The following is a 16,559-nucleotide window of genomic DNA, read 5'->3' as shown; positions in this document are numbered from 1 at the left end:
TTACTCTTGGATGCGAAGGTTGGTACTCGGGACCGACAGGCCGACCGGGTCATTGGGAGTGCACATGGCTGCGACGTAGGTGCGAAGAGGCGAATTCTTCCCGTCAGGTTGCCAGGGGCGCGAGGTGACGTTGAAGGTGCCGGCAGGCCCGGCCACGCCGCCGCCTGCATCGATGGCCATCATTTGATGAATGCACATCTTGTTCCGGTCCACGCAGCGATTCAGGATCGCTTGGTAGAGATCGCTTTCGACCGTGCCGAAATGACGAATCGGGTCGCGCTCGCTCGGGCGCTCCAGTTCCTGGTACACCGCGCGGGTCAGGGCACTGTTGCTGGACTTGGCCTTCTGGACCCACTGTTCGAAATCGGCTTCGCTCACGCCATGGAACTTGAAGCGCATGTTCGAGAACCCAGCGCCGCTGTAGTTGGCGGAGAAGCCCTCGAACTCGCCCGGCTGGTTGATGACCGCGTTGAGCTTGGTCTCCATGGAAGGCATCGCGTAGATCTGGCCAGCCAGCGCCGGGATGTAGAACGAATTCATGACCGAAGAGGCCGTGATCTTGAAGACGATCGGCCGATCGACCGGCGCCGCCATCTCGTTGACGCTCGCGATGCCTTGCTCGGGATAGATGAAGAGCCACTTCCAGTCGAGTGCGACCACTTCGACCGTGAGTGGCTTGACGTCGTCAGGCACCGGCCGCCCGGCTTCGATCCGCCTCAATGGGCGATAGGGATCCAGTGTGTGAGTGCTGATCCAGGTGATGGCACCCAGCGCGATGATGATGAGCAGCGGGGCTGCCCAGATGGCCAGTTCGAGTTCGGTGGAATGGTCCCATTCCGGCGAGTACTTGGCTTCCTTGTTCGACTGTCGGTATTTCCAGGCGAAGAAGATGGTCAGGCCGATGACCGGCACGATGATGAGCAGCATCAACACCGTTGAGATGACGATGAGCTGACCTTGCTGACGGGCGATATCGCCGGACGAATTCAGAACCACCGTGTTGCACCCCGCCAACATGGCGAGCGGGAGCAAGAGTAGTCCGCGAAAGTTCTTGAGGGGAGGCATGCCGGAGAATGGTGCGTTTGCTGGGCAAAGAGTCCAGAATCTACTTGGTTTGGCCTGCGCCGGATATTGGACGTTTTGTCCTATGGCGGCAATCCCGATTCGGTGAGACGCTCGCGAAGTCCACTTGACGACACACGAACCAGAGCAGAAATGACGATGTCAGGCATCAGTAGCACCGAACACGAACTGAACTCGACCCTTCATGGGGGCGACTCGGACCACTCACACGTCACACCTTCGGAGATCGCCGTTGGCGTGGTGATTGGGCGCGCGTCGGAGTATTTCGACTTCTTCGTCTATGGGATCGCCTCGGTCCTGGTCTTTCCGGCGGTGTTCTTTCCTTTCGAAAATCGCCTCGAAGGGATTCTCTTCGCCTTCACGATCTTTTCGTTCGCGTTCATTGCCCGTCCCTTTGGCACCGTCATATCGATGACTGTCCAGCGCCGCTTCGGGCGCGAGGCCAAACTGACAATCGCGCTGTTCCTGCTGGGCATATCGACGGCGGGCATGGCCTTTCTTCCGGGCTACGCGAGCATCGGTTTCACGTCGATCATCCTGCTGTCGCTCCTGCGTGTCGGGCAGGGGCTGGCGCTGGGTGGTTCGTGGGATGGGCTCCCTTCGCTGCTGGCGCTCAATGCCCCCGCGAATCGCCGCGGGTGGTACGCGATGCTTGGTCAACTGGGCGCCCCTGTTGGTTTCTTCCTGGCGAGCGCGCTGTTTGCGTTTCTCTATTCGAGCCTCTCGCTCGAGGACTTTCTCGACTGGGGATGGCGTTACACCTTTTACGTGGCTTTTGCGATCAACGTGGTCGCGTTGTTCGCGCGCCTCAGGCTGGTCTCGACCAACGAATACGATCGCTTGCTCGAGGCGCGTGAACTTCAGCCGACCGACGTGGTCGAGATGACGCGCTCGCAGGGCTACAACATCGTCATTGGCGCCTTTGCGGCTCTGGCAAGCTATGCGCTGTTCCACCTGATCACCGTTTTCCCGCTCTCGTGGATCACGCTGTATTCGACGCAGTCGATCACCGAGTTCCTTTTGGTGCAGATGGTCGGCGCCGTGCTCGGGGCCATCGGCATCGTTGCTTCGGGCCTGATTGCCGACCGGATGGGCCGGCGTAACACGCTCGGCAGCCTTGCGGTGCTCATTGCAGTGTTCAGCGGTTTTGCGCCAACGCTTCTGGATGGCGGTCGCCTTGGCCAAGACGTGTTCATCCTAGTGGGCTTCGTGATTCTGGGCTTGTCGTACGGACAGGCGGCGGGTGCCGTCACCGCGAATTTCGAGGCGAAGTACCGCTACACGGGCGCTGCGTTGACTTCCGATCTGGCATGGCTGATCGGCGCCGCTTTCGCGCCGCTGGTGGCGCTGGGCCTGTCGTCGCACTTCGGACTCGGCTACGTCAGTGTCTATCTGCTCTCAGGCGCCGTCTGCACGCTAGTGGCCCTGCGCATCAACCGGGCGCTCGAAATCCGCGAATAGCCGATCAACGGCGGACGCGCCACTGCTTGAAGAGCGCTACTGCCAGCGTAATCACGAGCGCCGCCAGAATCAGCTTGTGTTCGTAGGGTCGAAAGTGCCCGACCCACGAATGCACCCAGCCCATGAGCTTGACGCCAAACAGCACCACGACCGTGGACCAGACGACTGCAGCCACCGCGCAGAGGCCGGCGTAAAGCAAGGCCGACATCCGGCCCATACCGAGCGTCGCCGGCATCGCGATGCGCAAGCCCCATGCAAAACGCATCAGGAAAATCGTCGCCACAGGATGGCGCGAGACAAACCCGTTCACCCGCTCAATGTGAACGCGCAGCTTGGGACGGTTTGCAAGCAGTTCCAACCCCTTGCGGCGGCTCAGGTGGAAATAGAACTGGTCAGTCAGGAAGGCCGACGCTGCGCCGCAAGCAATCAAGGGACCTAGCGAAAGATAGCCCTGATGCACCGCAAAGGCGCCCAGCATCAGGATCGTCTCGCCCTCGAACAGCCCGGCGAAAAACACCACGGGATAGCCGTAGTTCTGGAGCAGTTCTGACAGATGCATGCCCGAATGATGCCGGGAAGAATGGTGTCAGTAGCTCGTCTCGCCCTTCGACTTGATCTCCCCTTCCTTGTTCGCGCGTGTTGCTTCGCCGGCGCGCGTCCTTCGGGCCGACGAGCGATCGGTGCTCTGTACGGGCGGCCGTGCTTTTGGAACGGGATTGCCTTCGCCCAATTGCGGACCTCTCGCTGCTTCCTCGCCGATGCTGCGGCGCTGAGCGCGTGCGGCTGCACGTTGCTCGGGCGAGAAGCGGGGCTCGGCCGCAGGGATGGGATCACCTTCACTCATCTGGGGGCCCCTTGCGGCCTCGGCCCCTTGCTTGTTCCGTTCGGCGCGTGCGGCCGCACTGTTGTCGGTTCCGAAAACCTGCGCGCTGGCGCTCAGCGTCAGCAGCAGGCCGGCGGCCGCTGCCGCCGTCGAGGCAAGAATCTTCATTTCAAACTCCACGAGATCATTGCAAGTATGCGTCGACTGCCGTGCGGAAGGCGTCTCAAGGCGCTTTCGGGTCGGCCTTCGGAACGTTTCCGTTCTTGAGCCTTTCGCGGAAGAGCGCCGCGCGCATCAGGAAAATGGTCGTAACCGGCGCGGTGAGTGCAACGAACAACGCGATCAACGAAGCGTGCAGGAAAAGATTTAAGCCCTGGACCGAAAAATAGACGATCGTCGCGAGGGTCATGCTCCACACGCCCAAGGTCGCGCCGAGCGTCGGCGCATGGATTCGACGGAAAAACGTCGGCAGCCGCACCAGCCCGAAAGAACCAATGGCAGCAAAAGCGGCGCCTGTCAGAGCGAACACCGCGGTCAGGATCTCTGCCCACATTGGCAGTGGGGCTTGGATGAATTCGTTCATGCGCAATCTCCGTTCGTCATTCGATCACCTCGCCGCGCAGCAGGAATTTCGCGAGCGCCGTCGAACTCACGAAGCCGAAAAGCGCAATCAGCATCGCAGCCTCGAAATAGACGTTGCTCGTATAGACGATGCCCAGCACCAGCATCATGAGCATTCCGTTGATATAGAGGCAATCGAGCGCCATCACACGGTCCTGCGCAGTGGGCCCGATGAGCAGGCGAGCGACGGCGCAGGTCATGGCGACGGCGAGCAACAGCAGCGCAAGCTTGAGTGCCCAGAACAGGATCGGCGTCATGATTCGAAGATCTCCATCAGCGGGCGTTCATAGCGGGACTTGACCATGGCAACGAAGGCCACCTCGTCGGGTTCGTCGAACAAGTGGATCAGCAGGCTGGATCGATCGAATGAAACCTCGCCCCAAGCGGTGCCGGGGGTGAGGCAGATAATCATCGCGAGCACCGCCAGCGCGTTCGGGTCCCGGACATCGAGTGGCACTCGAACGAAGCATGGCTTCATGCCGGCGTTGCGCTGGGTCAGCAGCAGTCGCGCCACCGTCAAGGCGGAGCGGATCATGTCGTAGAGCACCAGACCACTCAACCGCAGCGCAACGCCAGGGCGTCGCATCCTGACGGTCGAAGGCCTGAGCGACTGCGTCAGCAACGGCACGGCGAATGCCAGGATCGCTGCAAGCAGCAGCGTCGCGACATCCATTGATTGGTTGAGCAGCAGCCAGACGACAAACAGGCCCAGCGAAAGCGGGGGCGATGGGATCCAGCGCTTGATCATTTGGCGGCTCCGGCTTCAGAGGTCGGGCTTGGCACCTCCCGCGCGCCGAGCACGGCAGCCCGATAGGCAGTCGGGGTCCGGAGGCTTTCGGCCGTGGCGACGGCGTGTTGCATCACCGGTCCCGCCCAGAACGTGAGCGCAAAACACGCCGCGAGGAGCGCCGCCACCGGCAGAACTTCGAGTGCCGGCAGCGCAGGCAGCGTCGCATGAGCCTGGGTCCAGAAATGCCGGATGCCGGTGCGGCTCAAGGCGATCAGCGTGAAGAAGCCCGACAGGAGCAGCAGCGCCATGAAGGCCCACGCCGCTGGAGCGACCTTCGAGACACTGAAGAGTCCAGACAGCATGGCGAATTTGCCGACGAAGCCGGACAGCGGCGGCAGCCCAGCCAGCAAGATCGTGCATCCGACGAAACTGAGGCCCAGGAAGGCGACCCCCGCCGGAATGGCTCGCCCATACAACGCCTGCGCGTGGTCGTCGAGATTCACGTCATCCGACCTCCGCAAGTCTTCGGACAGAAACGGCGCATCCCCGGCTGCCTCGTGCGGCGCGATGCTCATTCCCGAATTGCGCCAGCGCTCGATCATGTCGATCAGCAGGAAGAAGGCGCTCACCGCGAGCGTCGAGCTCAGCATGTAGTAGAGGGCGCCAGCCCACATGGCCGGCTGGCCAAACCCGATGGCCGCCAGCAGCGTGCCTGCCGAAACCAGCACGCTGAAGCCAGCGAGATTGGAAAGCCGCTGCGTGCCGACGATCCCCAGTGCGCCCACGAACAAGGTCGCCAGCCCCGTCGTGACCAGCGCTCCTTGCCCGAACTCCGCGGAAGCACCCGTGTCCGGCGCGAACATGACCGTCCATAGGCGCAGCAAGGTGTAGATGCCAAGCTTGGTAAGGAGAGCGAACACCGCACCCACGGGCGAAACCGCGGAGCTGTACGCCGGCACGAGCCAGAAGTTCAGCGGCCACGCACCGGCCTTGGCGAAGAAGGCCGTCGCAAGGATGGCCGCGGCCGCGTGCACCAGCCCGCGATCGGCCGGCGAGATCTGGGCGATGCGCACGCCGAGGTCCGCCATGTTCAACGTACCGGTCACGCCGTACAGCAATGCGGCGCCAATCAGGAACAGCGACGAAGCCGCCAGGTTGATTGCAATGTAGTGAAGCCCCGCATGCACGCGCAGCCGGCCCGAGCCGTGCAGCAGCAACCCATAAGAGGCTGCGAGCATCACCTCGAAGAAGACGAAGAGATTGAACAGGTCCCCCGTCAGGAAGGCGCCATTGAGGCCCATGAGCTGCAATTGCAGCATCGGGTGGAAATGAACGCCGGCTCGATCCCACCGCGAAGTCGAATAGATGGAGGCGGCGAACGCGACCACCCCGGTGAGCGCCACCATCATCGTCGAGAGACGATCCGCAACGAGCACGATGCCGAAGGGCGCATGCCAGTTGCCCGGCAGATAGACGCCGATCGAGCCTGGGCCGCCCCCGGTCGCAGGCGCATTGACCCAGCGCAGCAAGGCAAGCGCTGCGAGAAGTCCGATCAGGCCGGATGCGACGCTCAAGGCGGACTTTGCCCGCCGTCGCTGTTCACCCAGGAGCAGCATGAGACCTGCGGTAAGCATCGGCACCAGGATCGGCACGGCGATCAGGTGCGGCATGCTGAATTCGAGCAGCCTGTCGATCAGGTTCAAGAAGCCGGTCATTCCTGCGGCTCCCGGCGTTCTTCGCCATCCACGTGGTCGGTGCCCGTCAGCCCACGCGAGGCCAGCAGCACCACGAGAAACAGCGCTGTCATCGCAAAGCCGATGACGATCGCCGTGAGCACCAGCGCCTGTGGCATCGGGTCGGCAGTGTTGGCAAGGGTGGCGGCAATGCCGGGCTCGAGCACCGGTTCGCTGTCGAGCTTCAGCCGACCCATGCTGAAGATGAAGAGATTGACCGCATAGGAGATCAACGTGAGACCCATGATCACCTGGAAGGTCCGCGGCCGCAGCAACAGGTACACGCCCGATCCGGAGACGATGGCAATGGCGATGGCGAGAACGATTTCCATCAGGCGACCGCCTCCTTCGCAGCGAGGGCGGTACGAGCCGCGACTTTTTCAGCCTGTTCGTCGGACCAGCGATGGCTGCGAATCGATTGGTGGGCGAGTGCCGTGAGGATCAGCATCGTGGCACCGAGCACGAGCGCGAACACGCCCATGTCGAAGAACAGCGCGCTGGGCACATGCACCTCTCCGAGGATCGGCAAGTGAAGGTGCGCCGTGTGCGTGGTGAGGAACGGATAGCCGAGCACGATGGCGCCGCCACCTGTGGCCAGTGCAAGCAGGAGGCCAACGGCAATCCACCGCCTGGGATAGATGCGCAGATGCTCTTCGACCCATTCGGTGCCCGAGACGATGAACTGGAGCAGCAGCGCGACCGACATCACGAGCCCGGCCACGAAGCCGCCGCCGGGCTGGTTGTGGCCGCGCATGAAGAAATAGACCGAAACGAGCACCGACAGCGGGAGCAGCAGGCGCACCAGCACGGCAGGGACCATCAGGTAGCCGACGGCGGTGTCCTTGGCGCGGCGTGGATTGAGCAGATCGGTGTTCGTGTCGTCGGCCAGCAGCCGCTGTTGCAGCGGCAGCGCCATGGATTCCGGAGCCGGTCGGAAGCGGCGGAGCAGCGCATAGACCGTCAGCGCAACCACGCCGAGGACCGTAATTTCTCCGAACGTATCGAAGCCGCGAAAGTCGACGAGCATCACGTTCACGACGTTCGTGCCGCCGCCGCGGGTGAGGGCGCGCTCCAGGAAGAAGGACGAGATGCTTTGCGGGAAAGGTCGCGTCATCATCATCCACGCGATCGAGCCGAGTCCGGCGCCCGCTGCGATTGCCACCGCTATGTCGCGTGCACGCCGTGCCCGGGGGCGCAATCGCCCGACTGCCGCCTGCCGTGTGGCCGAGCGCATCGGAAGCCATCGCAGACCGAGGAGGATCAGCACCGTCGTCACCACTTCGACCACCAACTGAGTGAGCGCGAGATCCGGTGCCGAGAACCAGATGTATGTGATGCAGCACACCAGCCCGGCGCCCGAAGCGAGCATCAGCGATGCGAGTCGGTGAAACTTGGCTTGCCACGCAGCGGCTACTGCGCAGGTGCATCCAATGAGCCAAGTCATCGCAAACATGGGCGAGAACGGAAGCATTGAGCGCGATCCGCTTTCGGCCGGCGTGAAATAGAGCGCCGCGCCTGCACCGGCAACCGCTACGCTGACGAGAAGAAGCAATTGCGTCTGCAGCCGTCGGGTGCCCAGGAGACGCCGGCCACGCCGGCCTGCTTCACTCAGGCGCGCGAGCAGATTCTCGAAGATGCGTTGTCCATCGAAGCGGCTCAGGAGAGGCGTCGTCTCCAAGGCGCCGCGTGCGCGCCCTCGGCGTTGCAGCAGATAGATCACCACGCCTCCGAGCGAAGCGGTCAGGCTCATCGCCAGCGGTTGATTGAAACCGTGCCACACGGCCAGGCTGTACTCCGGCAACTGGCCACCCACGACTGGCGTTGCGGCTGCGATCAGGAAGGCACCCACCGACCATGCCGGCGCTATGCCCACCACCAGGCAGATCAACACCAGCAACTCGACGGGTACGCGCATCCAATGCGGCGGCTCGTGCGGCTTTTTCGGCACTTCGGGCGGCCCGCATGGCGGACCGAAGAACACGTCGAACACGAAACGCAGCGAATACGCGACGCTGAACATGCCGGCGACAGTCGCGAGGACGGGCAAGCTCTTGCTGACCCATGGCGTTGCTTCGACCAGCGCAGTCTCGGCAAAGAACATTTCCTTGGACAGGAAGCCGTTGAGCAGCGGCACACCAGCCATCGCTGCACTCGAGATGATCGCCAGCGTGCCCGTGATCGGCATCAGCTTGAGCAGGCCACTGAGCTTTCGAATGTCGCGCGTGCCGCTTTCGTGGTCGATGATGCCGGCCGCCATGAAGAGCGACGCCTTGAAGGTCGCGTGATTCATGATGTGGAACACCGCCGCGACGGCCGCAAGATCGCTGTTGAGCCCCAACAGCAGCGTGATCAGCCCGAGATGAGAGATGGTCGAATACGCGAGCAGCGCCTTGAGGTCACGCTGGAACATCGCCACGTATCCTCCCAGCAGCAGGGTGATCGCTCCTGCGCCGCCCACGAGCCAGAACCATTGCTCGGTGCCGGAAAGTACAGGCCAGAGGCGTGCCATCAGAAATACGCCGAGCTTCACCATCGTCGCCGAATGCAGATAGGCCGAGACGGGTGTCGGTGCCGCCATGGCGCGTGGCAGCCAGAAGTGAAAGGGGAATTGCGCGCTCTTGGTGAAGGAACCCAGCAGCACCAGCACCAGTGCGGCGGGATAGAGGCGACTGGCGCGGATCTCGTCGCCGGCGGCGAGAACCGCGTCGAGTTCGTAGCTGCCGACGATGCGCCCCAGCACCAGCACGCCCGCCAGCAGACAAAGGCCGCCCGCGCCGGTGACCGTCAGCGCCATGCTCGCACCACGTCGCGCATCACGACGGTGATGCCAGTAGCCGATCAGCAAGAATGAGAAGAGACTGGTGAGTTCCCAGAACAACACCATCTGGATGAGGTTGCCTGAAAGCACCACGCCCATCATTGCGCCCATGAACGCGAGAAAGAACGAGAAGAAGCGCGGCACCGGATCGGACGGCGACATGTAGTAGCGCGCATAGAGCACCACCAGCGCGCCGATGCCCAGGACCAGCATGGAGAATAGCCATGCGAAGCCGTCCATGCGGAGGATGAGATTCAACCCGAGTGCCGGCATCCACTCGATTTCTTGCCGGATCACTTGGCCGCTTGCGACTGTCGGGAAGAACCAGGCTGCCTGTATGGCGCAGCCTAACGCAACGAGGCCTGCGAGCGTCGATTCCCGGTTGCGCGCGTCAGATGGCAGCAGAGCCGCGATGACGCTCGCGATGAAGGGAAGAGCAACGAGAAAGACAAGGGGCATTGCGATCAATTCTATCGATCGACCCCGGCGCGACCATTCGCTCTCAAGCGACCATGTGCTGCACCGTTCGGATACCGAGCCAGGTAAGAACAAGCGATCCGGCAAGGTGCAGCGCTGCCGTCCCCATTGCCAGGCCGAAGCGATCGGTCAAGAGCATCCCGACCACTTCCGCGGAGAAGCTCGAGAAAGTTGTGAGGCCGCCAAGAAACCCGGTGATAAGCGCGAGCCGCCAGACGGGATCGAGCTGCGGCATGCCGTCGAACATGGCGACTGCGATTCCGATCAGGTAGCCCCCGATCAAGTTGGCCGCCAATGTTCCCCACGGCAGCGAAGCCCCTGAGTTGAGCCACAGGTTGAGCCCCCATCGGCTGAGCGCGCCGACAGAGGCACCGATGCAGATGGCGATCAAGTGGATGGGGTGCATGGCGACTAAGGTGTGGGTGGCGTTGAAAGGTGTCGCGAAGCATAAGTTCAAAGACTGGCGCATCGTTCGGTATTACCGCGATGGCAAATGAAAAAAGGGCCGCTTGAGGCGGCCCGCGCTGTGGCGTCAGCGACGCCTTGCGTTCTTCTTACTGCTTGGCCGGTTCTTTAGCGGCTGCGGCTTCCGCCTTCTTCGGCTCGGCCTTCTTCGCGTCGGGTTTCACTGCCGGTTCTGCGGCATGTGAGTAGGCTTGGCCATTGACCGTGAGGCCTTCAGCCGACAGCTTGGCTGCCGATTTTTCCTTCACGCCTTTGACGCGGCTCATGAAGTCGGGCCAGTCCTTGAACTCGCCCTGCTTGCGCTCGTCGAGGATGCGTTTGGAAAGTGCAGGGCCGACGCCCTTCAATCCATCGAGGTCCGCTTCCGTTGCCTTGTTGGCATCGACTGCCGCCCAAGAGGCGACCGCGAACAGCATGGCCGTAGCGGCCAAGATTTTCTTCAACATTTAAAACTCCCTGACATTGCTTTTTTTGTGAAACGCCTTTGGCGCTCCGCCGCATGCCGAATGCGTGCGGCGCCGCGATGATAGCGGGAGTTCGAAACTGATCTTCAGAGTTCTTCGACGCGGCGCGGGGGATAGCTGTCCCACGCCTGGCAGCCCGGGCAATGCCAGAAGTATTGATGCGCCTCGAAGCCGCATGCAGCGCATCGATAACGCATGAGCGGGCGCGTGGCCTGGTCCAGCGAGCGCTGCACCTGGGGGTGGAACTGCTCGTGCTCGAAGCGTTCGCCGGCAAGCCAGCGCGAGGCAGCCACCAGGGAAGGGTGGTGCGCCAGGTGCGCGATGTAGCCGTCGCGCGGCTCCGGCGGGGTGGCCTCGGTGGATCTGGCATCGTCAGGCAAGGCGGGAGTGCCGCCGAGCGCGATGATGGCTTCGAGCACGTCGATCGAGGGTGAGGCGACGTAGCGGCGCTGGAGCAGCGCCAGTGCCTCACCGGAACGCTGGGATGCAACAGCCGCCTGCTGAAGCATCGCGGCATACAGGGGCAGTGCCAGCGGAGCGCTCTCGCTGAGGGCTTTGAGCGTGTCGAAGGCCGCGGCCGAATCGCCGTTGCGCAATTGCAGAATCGCCGTGTCGATGGCGGGGCGCGGCGCTTGCGGGGCCAGCGCAACGGCCTGGCGCAAAGATTGAGCCGCACCATCGAGATCGCCGGCCGTGACGCGCTCGCCCGCTTGTTCGCAAAGGTGATGAGCGCGCCGCGTGCTGTAGCTCGCTTGATCTGACTCATCGAGTTTTTGCGCAACGGCCGCGGCCTGCGCCCATTCGCGCGAACGCTCATAAATGGCGAGCAGCGAAAGCCGAGACTCGTTTTCGTAGCGTGTGCCTTCGAGCTTCTGAAGTGCCGCCTCGGCCCTGTCGAGCAGTCCGGCTCGCAGGAAATCCTGAGCCAGTGCATGTTGCGCCCGGTCACGGTCGGCGCGGCTCAGGTCGCCGCGGCCGAGCAAGTGCTCGTGCACGCGCACTGCGCGCTGGTATTCGCCGCGCCGGCGGAAGAGGTTGCCGAGTGCGAAATGCAGTTCCTGCGTGTCGGGATCGTTCTGGACCGCTTCGATGAACGCGTCGATGGCCTGATCCTGTTGCTCGTTCAGCAGAAAGTTCAGTCCGCGAAAGTACGCCTTCGGCGCCTGGCGGTTTTCGATCTTCAGTTGCCTCAGGTCGAAGCGCGAAGCGAGCCAGCCGAGAACGAATGCAATGGGGAGGCCGAGCAGCAACCAGCTGAAGTCAAAGTCCATGTTGGCGTACGGCGGGTAGGTCGGTGGCTGCAACGGCGGGTGTGGCCGTTGCAGATGTCTGCGCGGAAGTTGGCGCGACGTTAGGCACTTGGGAAGCAGCAGTTCGATGCTTCCACCAGCCCGGCAGCATGCCGAGAGCGCCGACCACCAGCCCGCCTGCAAAGGCAGCAAGCACCACCAGCACCAGCGGAGCGCGCCACGACGCACCGAAGAAGAAATAGACGGTTGCGTCGTGCTGGTTGTTCAGCGCGAAGGCAAAAAGGGTAAAAAAAATGGCTGCCTTGAGCAGCCACAGGAGATATTTCATTCGCGTCCCCGTTGGCGGGGGAATTCTATGCCTCAGATGCGCTTGTGTTTCTCGGCATCGAGTTCTGCTGTTCGGGCATCGACGGCCTCGCGCAAGGCCTTGCCGGGCTTGAAATGCGGCACGCGTTTTTCCGGAATCTGAACGCTTTCGCCCGAACGCGGATTGCGTCCGATCCGCGGAGGCCGCCGGTTCACAGTGAAGCTGCCAAAGCCGCGAATCTCGATGCGGTGTCCACGCACCAGCGCGTCGCCCATCGCGTCAAGAATTGTCTTGACTGCGTATTCCGCATCTCGATGCGTCAGCTGCGAAAAGCGCGCTGCAAGTTCTTCGACAAGGTCAGAACGGGTCATGGCAAGAATGTGGGAGACAAAAAAAAGACAGAGCGGCCTTGGGGGACCCGCTCTGTCTTCCGGTGCGGCTTACTTGTCGCTGTTGTCCAGCTTGGCGCGCAGCAGAGCGCCCAGGCTGGTCGTGCCGGCGTTTTCGCGGGACGACTGCTGGCTCAGGCTGGCCATCGCGCCTTGCTCGTCGGCCATGTCCTTCTGCTTGATCGACAGCTGGATGTTGCGGGTCTTGCGATCCACATTGACCACCACGGCCGTGACTTCGTCGCCTTCCTTGAGCACGTTGCGTGCATCTTCCACGCGGTCGCGGGAGATTTCGCTGGCGCGCAGGTAACCGATGATGTCTTCGCCGAGGTCGATCTCAGCGCCGCGGGCGTCCACGGTCTTGACCTTTCCGGTGACGATCTGGCCCTTGTCGTTCACGGTCGTGAACGTCGTGAACGGATCGCTGTCGAGCTGCTTGATGCCAAGGCTGATGCGCTCGCGGTCGACGTCGACAGCCAGAACGATCGCTTCGACTTCCTGGCCCTTCTTGTAGTTGCGAACGGCGGTTTCGCCGGCTTCGTTCCACGAGAGGTCGGACAGGTGAACCAGGCCATCGATGCCGGCAGCCAGACCCACGAACACGCCGAAGTCGGTGATCGACTTGATCGGGCCCTTGACGCGGTCGCCGCGCTTGGTGTTTTGCGCGAACTCTTGCCACGGGTTGGCCTTGCATTGCTTCATGCCCAGGCTGATGCGGCGCTTGTCTTCGTCGATTTCGAGGACCATGACTTCGACTTCGTCGCCCAGCGAGACGATCTTGTTCGGAGCGATGTTCTTGTTGGTCCAGTCCATTTCGGAGACGTGCACCAGGCCTTCGATGCCGGGTTCGAGTTCGACGAACGCGCCGTAGTCGGCGATGTTCGTGACCTTGCCGAACAGGCGCGTGCTTTGCGGGTAGCGGCGCGAAACGCCCATCCACGGATCGTCGCCCATTTGCTTGAGACCCAGCGAGACACGGTTCTTTTCGGTGTCGAACTTGAGGATCTTCGCGGTGATTTCCTGGCCGGCCTGGACCACTTCGCTCGGATGGCGAACGCGGCGCCATGCCATGTCGGTGATGTGCAGCAGACCGTCGATGCCGCCGAGGTCGACGAACGCACCGTATTCGGTGATGTTCTTGACGACACCGCGCACGACTGCGCCTTCCTTCAAGGTTTCCATCAGCTTGGCGCGTTCTTCGCCCATGCTCGCTTCGACCACGGCGCGGCGCGAGAGCACCACGTTGTTGCGCTTGCGGTCGAGCTTGATGACCTTGAATTCGAGAGTCTTGTTCTCGTAGGGGGTCAGGTCCTTGATCGGACGCGTATCGATCAGCGAACCCGGCAGGAATGCGCGGATGCCGTTGACCAGGACCGTGAGGCCGCCCTTGACCTTGCCGCTCGTCGTGCCGGTGACGAAATCGCCGGATTCGAGAGCCTTCTCGAGCGCGAGCCACGAAGCCAAGCGCTTGGCGGTGTCGCGCGAGAGGATGGTGTCGCCGTAGCCGTTTTCAACGCTGCCGATGGCAACAGAAACGAAATCGCCGGCCTGGACTTCGAGTTCGCCCTTGTCGTTCTTGAACTCCTCGATCGGCACGTAGGCTTCGGACTTGAGGCCCGCATTGACCACGACGTGGTTGTGCTCGACGCGCACGACTTCGGCGGTGATGACCTCGCCGGTGCGCATTTCGGAACGCTTCAGGGATTCTTCGAATAGGTCGGCAAAAGATTCAGACATTGTGTTTTCCTTCCGTCACGCAGGGTTTGCAGGCGCTCATGCGATATTGCTTGCGACTGACATGTCTGGAGACGGCGGTTGTGAGGGCTGAGAGCCCGGTTAGGGTTGAACAACCAGGAGGAAGTGCGCTGTCGCGCGGCGGGGACCTTCTGGACGGAAATGCCGCTCAGGATGACCCGAACGGCTGTGCTTCCTGCCACCAGTTCAGCACCTGATTAATCGATTGCTCGACGGTCTGATGCGAGTTATCCAGGAGGCGGGCGTCAGGCGCCGGTTTAAGAGGCGCGACTTTGCGGGATGAGTCCCGAAGATCACGCGCTTCCAGGTCGGCGCGAAGAGCGTCGAGTGTAGTCGAAATACCCTTTGAAATCAATTGCTTATACCGCCGCTCGGCCCGGTGAGCGGCACTTGCGGTGAGGTACACCTTGAGCTTCGCATCGGGAAAGATCACGGTGCCCATGTCGCGGCCATCGGCGACCAATCCGGGGAGTCGCCTGAAGCTTCTTTGCAACCCCAGAAGGGCTGCGCGCACTGCTGGCAGAGCCGATACGCGGGAAGCGTCCATACCTGCAGCTTCTGTGCGAATGGCATCACTGACGTCTTCTCCGCCGAGCAGGACCTTGCCTTCGCTGAAGGCCAGCGGCAGGGATGCGGCGAGTTCGGCGATCAGTGCTTCGTTCGCTGAGTCCGCTTCGAGGCCGCTGCGACGCATCGCGAGGCCCGTGACCCGATACAGAGAACCGGAATCTAGGTAGTGGTAGCCAAGACTGCGTGCCACTTCGATGGTGAGCGTGCCCTTTCCCGAGGCAGTCGGACCGTCGATGCAGATCACGGGAACCTCCACTGCTTCGGAGACCGAAAACAGCGTTTCGAAGTAATCCGGGAAGGTTTTTGCGACGCAATGCGGTTCGAGAATGCGCACGGACACGCCTGCGGGATTGAGCGCCGCCAGGGAGAAACACATCGCCACGCGGTGGTCGTCGTAGGTGCGGATACTCGCTGCCCGCCAGTCGGGCGCCGCCAGCGGATGAACGCGAATGAAGTCGGGCCCGTCTTCGATAGTGGCACCGAGCTTTCGGAGTTCAGCGGCCATGGCGTCGATTCGATCGGTTTCCTTCACCCGCCAGCTCGCAACGTTGCGCAGCGTGCTTGGTCCGTCCGCATATAACGCCATCACTGCCAATGTCATCGCCGCGTCCGGGATGTGGTTGGCGTCGATGTCGATGGCCTTTAGCGGCCAAGACTTGCGTGTCACCACGAGCCAGTTGGGTCCGCTTTCGATGCCTGCGCCCATCTGGCGTGCGGCGTCGACAAAGCGGATGTCGCCCTGGATCGAGTCCGCACCGACGCCTTCAATGCGGATGCCCGAGCCCTTTGCAATAGCGCCGAGCGCGATGAAGTAACTGGCCGACGAAGCATCAGCCTCGACGTGAATGTCGCCGGGCGATCGATACTGACTTCCGGCTGGGATCGTGAAGCGCTGCCAACCTTCGCGCTGCACCTGAATCCCGAAACGCGAAAGCAGGTTGAGCGTGATCTCTATGTAAGGCTTCGAGATCAGTTCGCCGACGACTTCGATCGTGATGTCGCGCCGTGCCGCCAAGGGAAGGGCCAACAGCAATGCGGTGAGGAACTGACTGGACACATCCCCACGAACGCGAATCGGCGCTTCAACCTGAATTGCATCGATCCCGACTGGATGGATCGCAAGCGGCGGATACCCGGGATTGCCGAGATAGTCGATGTGGCAGCCGAGTTGTGTCAGAGCGTCCACCAGGTCCCCGATCGGCCGCTCGTGCATGCGCGGAACGCCCTTCAACTCGAATTCGCCGCCGAGAAGCGCCAGCGCGGCGGTCAGCGGGCGCATGGCTGTACCTGCATTCCCAAGGAACAGCGAGGCTTTGGCTGTGTGCAGTATGCCGCCCAGACCTGTAATACGCAGCGTCGAGCGCGCCCGTTCGATGCCGCAACCGAGCGCCGCGAGGGCGTCCAGCATCACGCGGGTGTCGTCGGAATCGAGCAGGTCGTGGACGGTTGTCGTGCCGCTGGCGAGCGCGGCCAAAAGCAGGACACGATTGGAAATGCTCTTAGAGCCCGGCAGGCCGACGGTGCCGGACGCCGTCGCGAGCGCCGGGATGTCGAGAAACGGGGTCGAGAACATGTCAGTCTTCCCGCGCGCGATAACGCTTTGAGAGACGCAT

At 62.4% G+C, this 16,559-nt stretch carries 17 protein-coding genes; 1 reads left to right on the top strand and 16 read right to left on the bottom strand.

Annotated elements, in window-relative coordinates; translation table 11 throughout:
- Entirely contained in the window at positions 1-1,065 is a 1,065-nt protein-coding gene (gene cyoA, locus AC1DMA_RS18250) for a ubiquinol oxidase subunit II (protein ID WP_478125753.1), read from the bottom strand.
- Between the two features lie 150 nt (positions 1,066-1,215).
- Between cyoA and AC1DMA_RS18245 the strand changes: the two genes are divergently transcribed.
- Positions 1,216-2,544, top strand: a complete 1,329-nt coding sequence (locus AC1DMA_RS18245) for an MFS transporter (RefSeq protein WP_478125754.1) — start codon at positions 1,216-1,218, stop codon at positions 2,542-2,544.
- Between the two features lie 4 nt (positions 2,545-2,548).
- Here AC1DMA_RS18245 and AC1DMA_RS18240 read toward each other — a convergent pair whose 3' ends face one another.
- From AC1DMA_RS18240 to AC1DMA_RS18170, 15 genes are all read right to left on the bottom strand, one after another.
- The gene (locus tag AC1DMA_RS18240; protein WP_478125755.1) at positions 2,549-3,103 is read right to left on the bottom strand and encodes a DedA family protein; all 555 of its coding nucleotides are present in this window, start codon (positions 3,101-3,103) and stop codon (positions 2,549-2,551) included.
- 27 nt (positions 3,104-3,130) lie between these two features.
- Entirely contained in the window at positions 3,131-3,535 is a 405-nt protein-coding gene (locus tag AC1DMA_RS18235) for a hypothetical protein (RefSeq protein ID WP_478145093.1), read from the bottom strand.
- A gap of 55 nt (positions 3,536-3,590) precedes the next feature.
- Positions 3,591-3,950 (bottom strand): monovalent cation/H(+) antiporter subunit G, encoded by a 360-nt coding sequence (gene mnhG, locus AC1DMA_RS18230; protein ID WP_478145198.1) that lies wholly within the window; start codon positions 3,948-3,950, stop codon positions 3,591-3,593.
- Between the two features lie 16 nt (positions 3,951-3,966).
- Positions 3,967-4,245 carry a K+/H+ antiporter subunit F gene (locus AC1DMA_RS18225; RefSeq protein ID WP_478125758.1) on the bottom strand — a complete coding sequence of 93 codons (279 nt, stop codon included), beginning with the start codon at positions 4,243-4,245 and terminating at the stop codon, positions 3,967-3,969.
- Positions 4,242-4,733 carry a Na+/H+ antiporter subunit E gene (locus AC1DMA_RS18220; protein ID WP_478145197.1) on the bottom strand — a complete coding sequence of 164 codons (492 nt, stop codon included), beginning with the start codon at positions 4,731-4,733 and terminating at the stop codon, positions 4,242-4,244. Before AC1DMA_RS18220 ends, AC1DMA_RS18225 begins: the two co-directional genes overlap by 4 nt.
- Positions 4,733-6,433 carry a monovalent cation/H+ antiporter subunit D gene (locus tag AC1DMA_RS18215; protein ID WP_478125759.1) on the bottom strand — a complete coding sequence of 567 codons (1,701 nt, stop codon included), beginning with the start codon at positions 6,431-6,433 and terminating at the stop codon, positions 4,733-4,735. Before AC1DMA_RS18215 ends, AC1DMA_RS18220 begins: the two co-directional genes overlap by 1 nt.
- On the bottom strand, positions 6,430-6,783 hold the full coding sequence (locus AC1DMA_RS18210) for a Na+/H+ antiporter subunit C (protein WP_478125760.1): 354 nt from the start codon (positions 6,781-6,783) through the stop codon (positions 6,430-6,432). The genes AC1DMA_RS18215 and AC1DMA_RS18210 overlap by 4 nt, the downstream gene beginning before the upstream one ends.
- Positions 6,783-9,728 carry a monovalent cation/H+ antiporter subunit A gene (locus AC1DMA_RS18205; RefSeq protein WP_478145092.1) on the bottom strand — a complete coding sequence of 982 codons (2,946 nt, stop codon included), beginning with the start codon at positions 9,726-9,728 and terminating at the stop codon, positions 6,783-6,785. Before AC1DMA_RS18205 ends, AC1DMA_RS18210 begins: the two co-directional genes overlap by 1 nt.
- 43 nt (positions 9,729-9,771) lie before the next feature.
- Entirely contained in the window at positions 9,772-10,152 is a 381-nt protein-coding gene (crcB, locus tag AC1DMA_RS18200; RefSeq protein WP_478145196.1) for a fluoride efflux transporter CrcB, read from the bottom strand.
- 148 nt (positions 10,153-10,300) lie between these two features.
- Positions 10,301-10,657, bottom strand: coding sequence for a ComEA family DNA-binding protein (locus AC1DMA_RS18195; protein WP_478125763.1), 357 nt, complete (start codon positions 10,655-10,657; stop codon positions 10,301-10,303).
- A 104-nt stretch (positions 10,658-10,761) separates the two neighbouring features.
- The gene (gene lapB / locus AC1DMA_RS18190) at positions 10,762-11,946 is read right to left on the bottom strand and encodes a lipopolysaccharide assembly protein LapB (RefSeq protein WP_478145091.1); all 1,185 of its coding nucleotides are present in this window, start codon (positions 11,944-11,946) and stop codon (positions 10,762-10,764) included.
- Positions 11,936-12,253 carry a LapA family protein gene (locus tag AC1DMA_RS18185; RefSeq protein ID WP_478125765.1) on the bottom strand — a complete coding sequence of 106 codons (318 nt, stop codon included), beginning with the start codon at positions 12,251-12,253 and terminating at the stop codon, positions 11,936-11,938. Before AC1DMA_RS18185 ends, lapB begins: the two co-directional genes overlap by 11 nt.
- Positions 12,254-12,285: 32 nt before the next feature.
- Entirely contained in the window at positions 12,286-12,603 is a 318-nt protein-coding gene (locus AC1DMA_RS18180) for an integration host factor subunit beta (protein WP_478125766.1), read from the bottom strand.
- Positions 12,604-12,672: 69 nt separating this feature from the next.
- Positions 12,673-14,358, bottom strand: a complete 1,686-nt coding sequence (gene rpsA / locus AC1DMA_RS18175; protein ID WP_478125767.1) for a 30S ribosomal protein S1 — start codon at positions 14,356-14,358, stop codon at positions 12,673-12,675.
- Between the two features lie 166 nt (positions 14,359-14,524).
- A complete protein-coding gene (locus tag AC1DMA_RS18170) occupies positions 14,525-16,519 on the bottom strand; it encodes a bifunctional 3-phosphoshikimate 1-carboxyvinyltransferase/cytidylate kinase (RefSeq protein WP_478125768.1) in 1,995 nt (664 codons plus the stop codon).
- Positions 16,520-16,559: the final 40 nt, after the last annotated feature.

This window comes from Variovorax sp. 05N34 (genome assembly GCF_056397405.1).
Note: the sequence above shows the minus strand (reverse complement) of the source record. Positions and strands in the feature narration are given on the sequence as shown.

Excerpts from the sequence above, each read along its gene's own strand:
- crcB (WP_478145196.1), bottom strand. The coding sequence starts at position 10,152 with ATGCACCCCATCCACTTGATCGCCATCTGCATCGGTGCCTCTGTCGGC.
- cyoA (WP_478125753.1), bottom strand. The coding sequence starts at position 1,065 with ATGCCTCCCCTCAAGAACTTTCGCGGACTACTCTTGCTCCCGCTCGCC.
- AC1DMA_RS18185 (WP_478125765.1), bottom strand. The coding sequence starts at position 12,253 with ATGAAATATCTCCTGTGGCTGCTCAAGGCAGCCATTTTTTTTACCCTT.
- AC1DMA_RS18225 (WP_478125758.1), bottom strand. The coding sequence starts at position 4,245 with ATGACGCCGATCCTGTTCTGGGCACTCAAGCTTGCGCTGCTGTTGCTC.
- AC1DMA_RS18195 (WP_478125763.1), bottom strand. The coding sequence starts at position 10,657 with ATGTTGAAGAAAATCTTGGCCGCTACGGCCATGCTGTTCGCGGTCGCC.
- AC1DMA_RS18170 (WP_478125768.1), bottom strand. The coding sequence starts at position 16,519 with ATGTTCTCGACCCCGTTTCTCGACATCCCGGCGCTCGCGACGGCGTCC.
- rpsA (WP_478125767.1), bottom strand. The coding sequence starts at position 14,358 with ATGTCTGAATCTTTTGCCGACCTATTCGAAGAATCCCTGAAGCGTTCC.
- mnhG (WP_478145198.1), bottom strand. The coding sequence starts at position 3,950 with ATGAACGAATTCATCCAAGCCCCACTGCCAATGTGGGCAGAGATCCTG.
- AC1DMA_RS18210 (WP_478125760.1), bottom strand. The coding sequence starts at position 6,783 with ATGGAAATCGTTCTCGCCATCGCCATTGCCATCGTCTCCGGATCGGGC.
- lapB (WP_478145091.1), bottom strand. The coding sequence starts at position 11,946 with ATGGACTTTGACTTCAGCTGGTTGCTGCTCGGCCTCCCCATTGCATTC.
- AC1DMA_RS18215 (WP_478125759.1), bottom strand. The coding sequence starts at position 6,433 with ATGACCGGCTTCTTGAACCTGATCGACAGGCTGCTCGAATTCAGCATG.
- AC1DMA_RS18180 (WP_478125766.1), bottom strand. The coding sequence starts at position 12,603 with ATGACCCGTTCTGACCTTGTCGAAGAACTTGCAGCGCGCTTTTCGCAG.
- AC1DMA_RS18245 (WP_478125754.1), top strand. The coding sequence starts at position 1,216 with ATGACGATGTCAGGCATCAGTAGCACCGAACACGAACTGAACTCGACC.
- AC1DMA_RS18235 (WP_478145093.1), bottom strand. The coding sequence starts at position 3,535 with ATGAAGATTCTTGCCTCGACGGCGGCAGCGGCCGCCGGCCTGCTGCTG.
- AC1DMA_RS18240 (WP_478125755.1), bottom strand. The coding sequence starts at position 3,103 with ATGCATCTGTCAGAACTGCTCCAGAACTACGGCTATCCCGTGGTGTTT.
- AC1DMA_RS18205 (WP_478145092.1), bottom strand. The coding sequence starts at position 9,728 with ATGCCCCTTGTCTTTCTCGTTGCTCTTCCCTTCATCGCGAGCGTCATC.